Genomic DNA, 9,561 nt, shown 5'->3' with positions numbered 1-9,561 from the left:
TCACACTCAATTATCATGCCTGAAAAAAACTGAGTCATTTCAGTATACCGATTTTGTTGTCTCCTATCTCAGGGCCGTGTTGACCGTGTCTATTATGGTATCCTGCACATCCTCGGGCAGATCGCAGTAGATAGGCAGACAGAGGATACGCCTGGCAATGTCCTCCGACAACGGGACACGCTGACCGTGGCCAAGATAGGGGACGGTATTCAGAGAGGGAAAAAAATACCTCCGCGGATAAATGCCCAGGCCGTTCAATGACTCTTTCACCTCCAGGAGCAGCCCTTCGCTCTGCAATATCACGGGGTAATATCCGTAGTTCCTGCTTGCCAGGGACTCATGCCTCTGCCGCCGGAGCGTTGCACACAGAGACCTTTCGTACCTGTCAAAGACCTTGCCCCTGGCAGCGGTTATCTTTTGTATGTCGTCGAGGATGCACAAGCCGAGGGTTGCGTGAAGTTCACTCATCTTGGCATTGATGCCCAGGTCTTCTATGGTCTCGGGTCCCGTGATCCCGAAGTTTATCATCCGCCTGACCCTGGCCGCAATGTCGTCGTCATTGGTGACCACGGCGCCACCCTCGGCGGTGTGAAATATCTTGGTGGCATGAAAGCTCAACGTGGAGACATCCCCATAGCCGGCAATGCCCCTGCCGTTATAGTCCACCCCAAAGGCGTGTGAGGCATCGTAGATGACCTTGAGTGAGTGCCGTTGGGCGATCCGTTCAATCTCCCCTATGGCACAGGGGTTGCCAAAGACATGCACGGCCACGATAGCGGAGGTCTTATCGGTGATGCTTGCCTCGATCTGCGCCGCATCCAGGTTCAGGGTATCGGGGTCGATGTCGGCAAAGACCGGGGTCAGCCCCTCCCACACAAGGGCGCTGGAGGTGGCAACAAAGGTGAAGGGCGTCGTTACGACTTCACCACTGAGACCCAGCGCCCTGTAGGCCACCTGAAGGGCCAGGGTGCCGTTTGCCACAACTATCACGTGCTTGACGCCAAGATAATCGGTGAGTCTGGCCTCGAGTTCCCGGACAAACCGGTTGTAGTTGGTCAGCCATCCGCCACAGAACACCTCCCGGATATAGGCCTGGTACTTCTGCAAATCGGGCAGGTATGTCTTTGTGACGTTGAGATGGGGGGGGGTACATACAACGCGCCGCTTTTCAACGACATAGAGAACACTCCTGGCGGTGATGGCAGCCTGCCTGAAGGTATCGGCACCAAAGTGGTCAACGCCAAGGCAACTGACGGAAAATCCCGCCTCAGACAGCCTGGCCATGTAGTCCCCCTTTGCATAGAGCCGCACGTGGTCGGCCTGGCCAAAATACCGCTCCCTGTCCTGCGCTGAGGTAATGGAGGGGGCCTCGCAGGTATCAGCGATCCCTAAAAGCACGGGGGCCAGGACAATCCCCCAACCACCTGGTGCTAGTATCCTGTATAGTTCACTCAACGCCTTTCTGTCATCATGCACGTGCTCAAGGACATGGCTACAGATAAAGCAGTCGATGGTGCCATCACCGTAGCCTGGCATGTTGGTTATGTCCATACTGTCATCAACATCGGCCATGGAGAGGTCGCAACTGCGATAAGAGAAAACCCCCGTGTCCTTGAGATACATGGCCAGGGCCATCTCCGGGGCAAAGTGCAGCAGGGCGGCTTTTCCTTTCAGACCACGGGTCATCTCCCTGATATAGAGTGCAATCAGTCTCTCCCTGTCGGAGGCGCCACAGACCGGACACAGGTAGTTGTCGGCATTGAGGGTCTCAAAGTCGTCCAGCCCGTACCGCCGTCCACGGACCTCAACCTCGGAGGGAAAATAACCCGGCAACGGCTTCATTGCCCTGAGATTGCTCTCACACAGGGGGCATCGATACCGCAATCCTGCGTATATCGCCCTTTTGAGGTGGCGGATGAGAGTCTTGACCTCTCGTGAAATGATAAGAGAACCCGTTACGGACGTCTCTCCTTCGATGCCAGGGATTGTACCACCTGTACGGCGGCCTTACCCAACACGATGCCCTCTCGTGTGATCACAATGTGGTAACGGTCTCCGTCTTTACGTGAGAAATCGGCGGCTTTTATGGTATTGCCTGGCAAAAGTGTTTTTCCGGGTTTTTTTGTATCCCCCTGGAGGTTGAGTTTTACTCCGGCATTGCCACTGACGTTTGTCTTTACATCAACGATCTCCAGGACGTCAGCGGCGCTGAGGCGTATCAGTTCTCCGTCCGTGTACCAACGCTTTACGCCCTTGTTCTGCCGCAGTACCAGATAGTCCATTCTGGGTTCCTCGATGTCGATGTATACGGTGGCAATAACGTCCTTGCCCGAGCTGACTTCTATGGTGCAGGGGGCGGATGGTTTACCGTGTGAGTGCTTTACCATGAGGGTGTCGATGGCGAACTCCCTGTTTTTGGTGCCAGTCTTGGTGGGGGCATCTCCGGTGGGATCAACGAGCTTGATGCTCAACTCCTCCGCCCTGTAGCCGTCCGTGACAACGTCGGTCAGTCTGATGACATCCCCCCTGACGGCCTTGAAGTGTTCGGAGTTTTTCAGCACATGCCTGACGCCGTTTGATGCCACGATGAGGTACTTAAACGAAGGGGCTTGCTCGTTTTTGGCAATACTCCCCTCAGCCGTTAACGTAAACCCCACCTCACCGCACTTATAGCCATCCTTCATGACAACGGCCTTAAGTGCAGAATCTACAACAAACTCCCTGTTGAGGTCGTTAGAACCGCCAACCCCTATGACGTCTACGGTAAGCCCCCGCTTATAGTTTGCCTCTATTGCGGTGATCCTGACCCTGTCACCGGCCTTGACTCTAAACTCGTGTGTGTTATGGAGCAGATACTCCCTGCCATTTAGCGATACCACGAGGTAGGAAAGACGTGGGGTTTCAAGATCAATGCCGGGATTCTCCTGTACGATGTCAAACCTCTCCATAAAGGCATTTATGACCATGCTCTGGTATCTCATTTTCTTTTCGAGGTCTTTTATCTCCTTGGATGCCTCAATACCAAAGGCCGGTATGTTGTGCGTTGACAGGGCATAGAACGTTGCCGATTTACGTTGCTCAGAGTGTATGGTGTTTTTGTCAAAGGTCCTGTGGTTGTTGAATCTGAAGAGGTGATTTTTATCCTTGATTCGAGGATTAACCCGTTTAATCACGTCCTTGGCGATATAGGCCAGGTTCAACACCCTGCCATCCTTTGTGTTAAAGACGTCCGTGTCGGCGATGACAGACTGGCCGAACCTCTTAGGGTTTACGAGGTCACTTTCGTAGCGCTCCGAGTAAAAGCCCGAACCCTCGTGGAGGTTAAGCAGGAAGTCGCTTTGTTTTATGAGGTCCTTGAGTATCTCGACCACCTTGTCTTCGTAGTACTCCTTTGAGTTGATATAGTCAAATCGCCTGTTCATGTCGCTGTTTATGGCCCTCTTGCGCTTCATGATGGAGAGGAAGTTGGCCCGTGGTACGACTATCAGGTTGCCCTTTTTGAGGGTCACGTCGGCGTAGAGGTCGGCCGTCATATACCCCCCCGGCTCATCCCCCTGGATTCCGCCTATTATCATAAGCGTCTTACCCGATTCCTTACCGGAAATCTTGTAGACGTGAAGCTCATAGTCTGTGCCCTCGAAGTAGACCACGTGGTCGGTTCTGGACAGGGCCTCGGAGTGTGTCAGGAAGATGATCGATATGATTGCAAGCAGAAATGTTAATTGCTTGTATACCAGAGTCATGATCTCAGGTCAACGTTTTTCTTCAAGATAACAGTTCCCTTGTCGTCGTAGATCAGGAGATAGAGCAGTTGCAGTTTATCGAGCGTGATGTTGCTGAGTGTTTTGGTAAAGTGTTTCTTGTTTTTGATATCAAAGCCCTCACCGGCAGTATACTTAGCCGGTATGCCATTTATTATCTCTGCTGACTGTGGTAGTCCATAGTATTTATCAGCCGACTTGTACACAATAAACACATACCCTGTAACCTTGGTATCAGCTATACGGGACTTGATGATATCAAATGATATGATTATCAGATGCTTTTCCTCCAGGTTAGTTATTTCGAGGGCATCGGCATCGACCTGTCCTGTGTTGATAGTCCTGGAGGTAAAATCATCCTGTTTTGGGGTACCAGGTTCCGGTTTTTGTGCAGCTTGGGTTATAAAATTCAGCCTCTTGGTCTCCAGCGACTTCAGGGACTGTTTCAGTGATGCGTTTTCTCTTTCCAGGGCAGCCAGTTTTGAAGGCGATTCAGCGTTGAGCACACCATGCACACCATACCTTAGCACAAGGTATGCAGAGACTAGAGGCAGCACAAGCACAACAGTAACCAGAGAGACAAACACCGCTCTGGCCATCTTGAACGTCCTGGCCTTACCGCTCTTGTCCCTGAAATATATAACTGTTATAGTTTCTCTTTTTTTCATATCGATAGCACCATGTATGCGTTGCTATAAGTTGCGACAGATTTCTACGTTTTTATGCTACAGGCAGTTGTGTTAGTTCTTCATTGCTCAGACCTGACGTATCTCTCTTACTTGCCATGAGGCACTCGCCAACAAACAGGGCACCGGAGTAGAGCACAATCACGGGGGTTCTTATTTCGCCATACATCCTGGCCCTTGAATGCAGTTCAACCTTTCTGATGGCCTCAATCATGCCCCTGACCTCTCCCGAAATGATGGCAGTATCAACCTTGATCGTTGACTTCAGTACACCCTCCTCTCCGACAACGAGCGTGCCGGTGGCATTGATCTCACCTTCAAACATGCCATCTATCCTCAGCACACCGTCAAAGGACAATTTCCCCTCGATGCTCACACCAGAACCGATCAACCCGTTTATCTTGTTATCAGCTTCTGCCACTACCGCTCACTCTATCTCTTTCTTGAAGGATACGGATATCTCACCTTCTACTTCGTTATTCTGCATCTTTGAATGTCCCTCAAACAGCCCACCCTCAAGTATGGCAAACTTCGAGGTGTAGACATCGCCAAAGACCTTGCCCTTTGTCATAATCTCTATGTATTGCCGTGCATGGATATTGCCCTCAACCAGGCCGCCAACCACGACGCCGTTTGCGTATATATCACCCTTGAGATGTCCCTTCTCTCCAACCACGACCCAATCGGCCTTGACATTACCCTCAAAGCCGCCATCGAGACGCAATGTCCCCTTTAGCTCTATTGTCCCCTTGATCTGGGTACTTACACCAATAAGGGTTTCTATTCTGTCGTGTTTTTTACCAAACATCATCCCCTCAAGATTCTACACTATTGTTTATCTTCGCCCTCTTTTGCCAGGAATACCGTAGGGTCAACGGGGGTGTTATTTTTCCACACTTCATAATGCACATGCGGGCCAGTGGAGTTACCCGTAGAACCCACATAGCTTACCACATCCCCACGTCTGACCCGCTGACCAACCTTCACCACAATTTCCTTGTTATGGGCATAGCACGTGGTATAGCCAAAGCCATGCTCAATGACAACCAGTTTGCCACTGCCCCCCGACCATTCGGCAAAACTCACGATGCCGTCAGCCGTAGCCCGCACTGCCATACCCGGCGAGGCGGCCATATCCAGGCCGGAGTGAAACTCGCTCCTGCCTGTCTGTGGATGTATGCGCCAACCAAACTGTGAACTGATACGCGATGAACCAACCGGAGAACCATGCGGGGTAGCGTTATAGACATTTTGTTGTTTTTTGAGATATTCCTTGATTTCGTCAACTCCCTTGACGGACTGCTCTATCTGCTTTTTCAGCATTTGCATGTCTATGGAGCCGGAGTCATCCGTTTCGAGATTTTTAAAGACATCTTCCTTGGTCTGGAAGGCAAAGAGTTTTTTAAACTGTGTCTCTGCTTTCTTCAGTGAATCGATGGTGCCGTGCAGTTCTGTGAACTGACGGTAATAGAAATCCGCCCTGCCCTTGATTTCGTTGTACTCCTTAGTGGTCACCCCAACCGAAACCATATACCCTGTAAAGGCAACCCACATGGCTACCAGCATGACAATACCAACGGAGGGGAGTTTCATCCTGTATGTTTGCTCATTACTGTGGGGTATTATCAGTATTGTAATTGGAGTAAACAAGTGACGTATAAATTTCTTTAGTTTCAACATCATCAACTCCAGTTGCTTTCTAAATTCTTGTGCACGGAACTACACAAGTGTAAACAGTATATCATACACATTATAAAAAACACAAGGCTATTTCATTCGTGAATTTTTCCTGCCATTTCAGATGCGTCGGTAGAGAATTTCAAAAAATGGTAATAGTTCACCCCCCTAAGAAGAAGGAAAGAAAGGGGCGGCTCCGCTTCTTGGCGCTCCAGGTCGCACCTGGCCCCCTTCAGAACCCCCTGCAAGGGGGCCAGCCCCCTTGACCCCTTCTTACCTTGTTGACATTGGGTTGATTATACACAACATTTCAATATGTATAGCTGAACTATTACAAAAAATGTCACCGTGGTGACAGACAAGCCCCAAACTCCTCTTGTACAATAAAATCATAACTAAGGTAATTCGTATGAGTTACTAATAAAAAGTTTAAGATATGGAGGTCACACAACAATGGAAGCAAACAGAAGGGTAAACTATTTCAGGTCATGGGTAAGCGGAGGGTTATTTGTACTGATTATGGCACTTATGCTGTTGACGGCATTTGGTCATGGGTTGGCAACGGCGGCAGAGGAGGCACAACTGCAACCAGCACCACTCAATCCCGAATTTAACGAGGACATTACAATCGGGCAGATGGAGATGCAACTAAAAACGACCGGCAATGCAACCGGCTACATCCCCGCGCCAGTAGACTTGTCACATCTGACCGGACAGGGCGTGCATGACATGGACCACAGAGGCGTCTTGCCCTCGTCATACGATCTGCGCACGAAGGGAAAGCTCACAGCCGTCAAGAATCAGGGCAACTGCGGCTCATGCTGGGCCTTTGCCTCCTACGGGTCGCTGGAGAGCACCCTGATGTCGGCAGAATCAAACGACTTCTCCGAAAACCACCTCAAGGACACACACGGCTTTGACTGGGGCATATGCAGCGGCGGCAACGCCCTTATCTCAACGGCCTATCTTGCACGCTGGAGTGGAGCCGTCAATGAGTCCGAGGACCCATACAACGCATCGGCAAACACATCGCCCGCCGACCTCAACGCCAGAAAACACACCCAGGAGGTCTTGATCGTACCGGGTAGGAGCAGCTCATCCGATAACGACAACATCAAACAGGCCGTCATCAACTACGGCGCCATGTACACCGCATATTACCACAACAATTCGTACTATAACGCAAGCAAATACACCTACTACTACAATGGCACGTCTTCGTCAAACCACGCTGTTGTCATTGTGGGCTGGGATGATAATTATGACAAATCAAAGTTCTCCACAGTTCCCCCTGACAACGGTGCATTTATTGTCAAAAACAGTTGGGGAACCGGTTGGGGTGAAAGCGGCTACTTCTATATTTCCTACTATGACAGCAAGGTAGGAAGGTCGAACTTCGTTTTTAACAATGCCGAATCGACCTCCAACTATGACCGCATCTATCAGTATGACCCACTGGGGCTTACGACCAGCTTTGGCTATGGCAGTCAGACCGGCTGGTTTGCAAACATATTCACCGCCGCCGGCAGTGAGCAGGTTGCAGCGGTAGCATTTTATACAATGGCGTCTAATTCCTCCTACGAAATATATATCTACAAGGACGCCGTCTCCGGCCCGGCATCAGGCACCCTGGTGACGACTCAAACGGGCAGCATCGCATATGCCGGATATCACACGATAAACCTGACACAGGCCGTTGCACTCAATAGCGGACAAAAGTTTTCCGTGGTCATAAAGCTGACAACACCCGGGTACAAATACCCGATACCGGTAGAGATGCCTTTCAGCAACTACAGCAGTAAGGCCACGGCCAAAGCCGGTGAGAGCTATATAAGCAGTAACGGCAGTGCGTGGACAGATATAGCGTCCAAATACGTAAATACAAACGTTTGCGTAAAGGCGTTCTCAAAGTCGTCCGGTACTCCTACGCCCACTCCTACGCCCACGCCAACAACTACACCTACGCCGACACCTACACCAACACCGACTCCTACACCAACACCGACTCCTACGCCCACGCCGGTTACATATTCATTGTCGGGGGCAATTACAAGCGGCACCAGCGGTGTACGCGACGCCACAGTGACCCTCAAGGGGACCAAGTCCGCCTCAACAACCACGGACATCAACGGCAAGTTCACCTTCGCCGGACTCCCTAACGGCAACTATACCGTGACCCCAACCAAGACCAACTACTACATCTCTCCAACAGGCAAGACCGTAGCACTAAACGGCACGAACGCCACAGGTGTGAACTTCACAGCCATAGCCCTGGTACCACCGGCGCCAACAGCCATAAAGGCCACCGATGGCACATACCCCGATAAAGTGGTTGTCAGTTGGAAGGCTGAAGTGCGCGCCGACTCGTATGACGTCTACAGGGCCGATACTGCCACAGGCGCCAGGTCAAAGATAAACAAAAGCGCCATAACAACCACAAGTTACAACGACACCACAGGCACCGCCGGCAAGGTCTATTACTACTGGGTAGTGTCAGTCAACAGTGCAGGCGCCGGCTCATACGGCTCATACGATAGCGGATATCGAAAATAGTAAGATACGGAAAGCAAGAAGACACGGAGGGGGCGGCTCCGCTTCTTTCCCGCTCCAGGTCGCACCTGGCCCCCTTCAGACCTCCCCGCAAGGGGAGGGGTGGGGCACCCCGGCCACGAAGAAGTCCCCCTTTTATGCCGGGGGAACTTAGCCGGGGGCGGCTCGCCCCTTTTATGCCGGGGGTCGCTGACCCCTTGACCCCATTCTCTACCACCATTACTGTCCGTGTACTTATCTGTCGCTGCAGTCAACTTCATAGACGCTGAGTTTTGTTTTCATCCCTTTTATTGTCATTTCTCCCAGAGGTTTAATCCTGAACTCTACATCATTTTCCAGGAGCCTGTAAAGCCCCTCTGCAATATACACAGTACCAGGTGGAGTGAGGTTTTGTACCCTGCTTGCTATATTGACGACCTTTCCATAGAAGTCGCCATCCTTGGATAGGAGGACGTCTCCGGCATTCATGCCAATACGCACGTAATGACGCCCTGCCTCTTCTGTGGTTTTGTTATTGCGTGCTATAGACCGCTGGATGTCTCTGGATGTCTATTGAGGCCCTGACGGACTCTGCCGGTGTCTTAAAAGACGCCATAACCGCATCGCCTATCTTTTTGACAACCCTTCCGTCATGGGATTCTATTATCGGGCTTATGATCTTGTTGTGATTACATATCCAACTATGCGCATCAATAGTTCCGTATGTCTCAAAATAGCCAACCGAATCCTGTAAGTCCGTAAACATGATAACCGCAAATTCACGTTTTCCCTCGGATGAATCGGGGGCCGGTGCTTTATCGTCAGCTATGTCTTCCTGGTATGAGCTTGCCCACTGGGACTTATCTTCCAACATTTTCTTGACATCGGTGACCTCAAATACGACATTG

The 9,561-nt window shown here is 50.9% G+C and carries 8 protein-coding genes and 1 pseudogene; 1 reads left to right on the top strand and 8 read right to left on the bottom strand.

The window, feature by feature from the left end; translation table 11 throughout:
• Nucleotides 1-63 precede the first annotated feature (63 nt).
• The 6 genes from HWQ67_RS08055 to HWQ67_RS08030 all read right to left on the bottom strand — a co-directional run bounded on the left by HWQ67_RS08055 (nt 64) and on the right by HWQ67_RS08030 (nt 6,130).
• Nucleotides 64-1,842 carry a DegT/DnrJ/EryC1/StrS family aminotransferase gene (locus HWQ67_RS08055; RefSeq protein WP_218252171.1) on the bottom strand — a complete coding sequence of 593 codons (1,779 nt, stop codon included), beginning with the start codon at nt 1,840-1,842 and terminating at the stop codon, nt 64-66.
• A 113-nt stretch (nt 1,843-1,955) separates the two neighbouring features.
• The gene (locus tag HWQ67_RS08050; RefSeq protein ID WP_218252170.1) at nt 1,956-3,743 is read right to left on the bottom strand and encodes a M14/M99 family metallopeptidase; all 1,788 of its coding nucleotides are present in this window, start codon (nt 3,741-3,743) and stop codon (nt 1,956-1,958) included.
• Nucleotides 3,740-4,429: a hypothetical protein gene (locus HWQ67_RS08045; RefSeq protein ID WP_218252169.1), complete on the bottom strand. Its 690-nt coding sequence runs from the start codon at nt 4,427-4,429 to the stop codon at nt 3,740-3,742. Before HWQ67_RS08045 ends, HWQ67_RS08050 begins: the two co-directional genes overlap by 4 nt.
• A 52-nt stretch (nt 4,430-4,481) precedes the next feature.
• Entirely contained in the window at nt 4,482-4,868 is a 387-nt protein-coding gene (locus HWQ67_RS08040) for a bactofilin family protein (protein ID WP_218252168.1), read from the bottom strand.
• Between the two features lie 6 nt (nt 4,869-4,874).
• Nucleotides 4,875-5,258, bottom strand: a complete 384-nt coding sequence (locus HWQ67_RS08035; protein ID WP_218252167.1) for a bactofilin family protein — start codon at nt 5,256-5,258, stop codon at nt 4,875-4,877.
• Between the two features lie 17 nt (nt 5,259-5,275).
• Nucleotides 5,276-6,130: a M23 family metallopeptidase gene (locus HWQ67_RS08030; RefSeq protein ID WP_218252166.1), complete on the bottom strand. Its 855-nt coding sequence runs from the start codon at nt 6,128-6,130 to the stop codon at nt 5,276-5,278.
• Nucleotides 6,131-6,577: 447 nt separating this feature from the next.
• On the opposite strand from HWQ67_RS08030, the gene HWQ67_RS08025 reads away from it, so the two are divergent.
• Nucleotides 6,578-8,677 (top strand): lectin like domain-containing protein, encoded by a 2,100-nt coding sequence (locus HWQ67_RS08025; RefSeq protein WP_218252165.1) that lies wholly within the window; start codon nt 6,578-6,580, stop codon nt 8,675-8,677.
• A gap of 231 nt (nt 8,678-8,908) precedes the next feature.
• Here HWQ67_RS08025 and HWQ67_RS08020 read toward each other — a convergent pair whose 3' ends face one another.
• Nucleotides 8,909-9,154, bottom strand: coding sequence for an adenylate/guanylate cyclase domain-containing protein (locus tag HWQ67_RS08020; protein ID WP_218252164.1), 246 nt, complete (start codon nt 9,152-9,154; stop codon nt 8,909-8,911).
• Nucleotides 9,155-9,185: 31 nt separating this feature from the next.
• Nucleotides 9,186-9,561, bottom strand: a pseudogene (locus HWQ67_RS08015) (adenylate/guanylate cyclase domain-containing protein); the annotation flags it as partial.

This window comes from Candidatus Magnetobacterium casense, from assembly GCF_019173545.1.
Taxonomy (GTDB): domain Bacteria; phylum Nitrospirota; class Thermodesulfovibrionia; order Thermodesulfovibrionales; family Magnetobacteriaceae; genus Magnetobacterium; species Magnetobacterium cryptolimnobacter.
The sequence above is the reverse complement of the archived record's forward strand: the minus strand, read 5'-3'. Positions and strand labels throughout refer to the sequence as shown.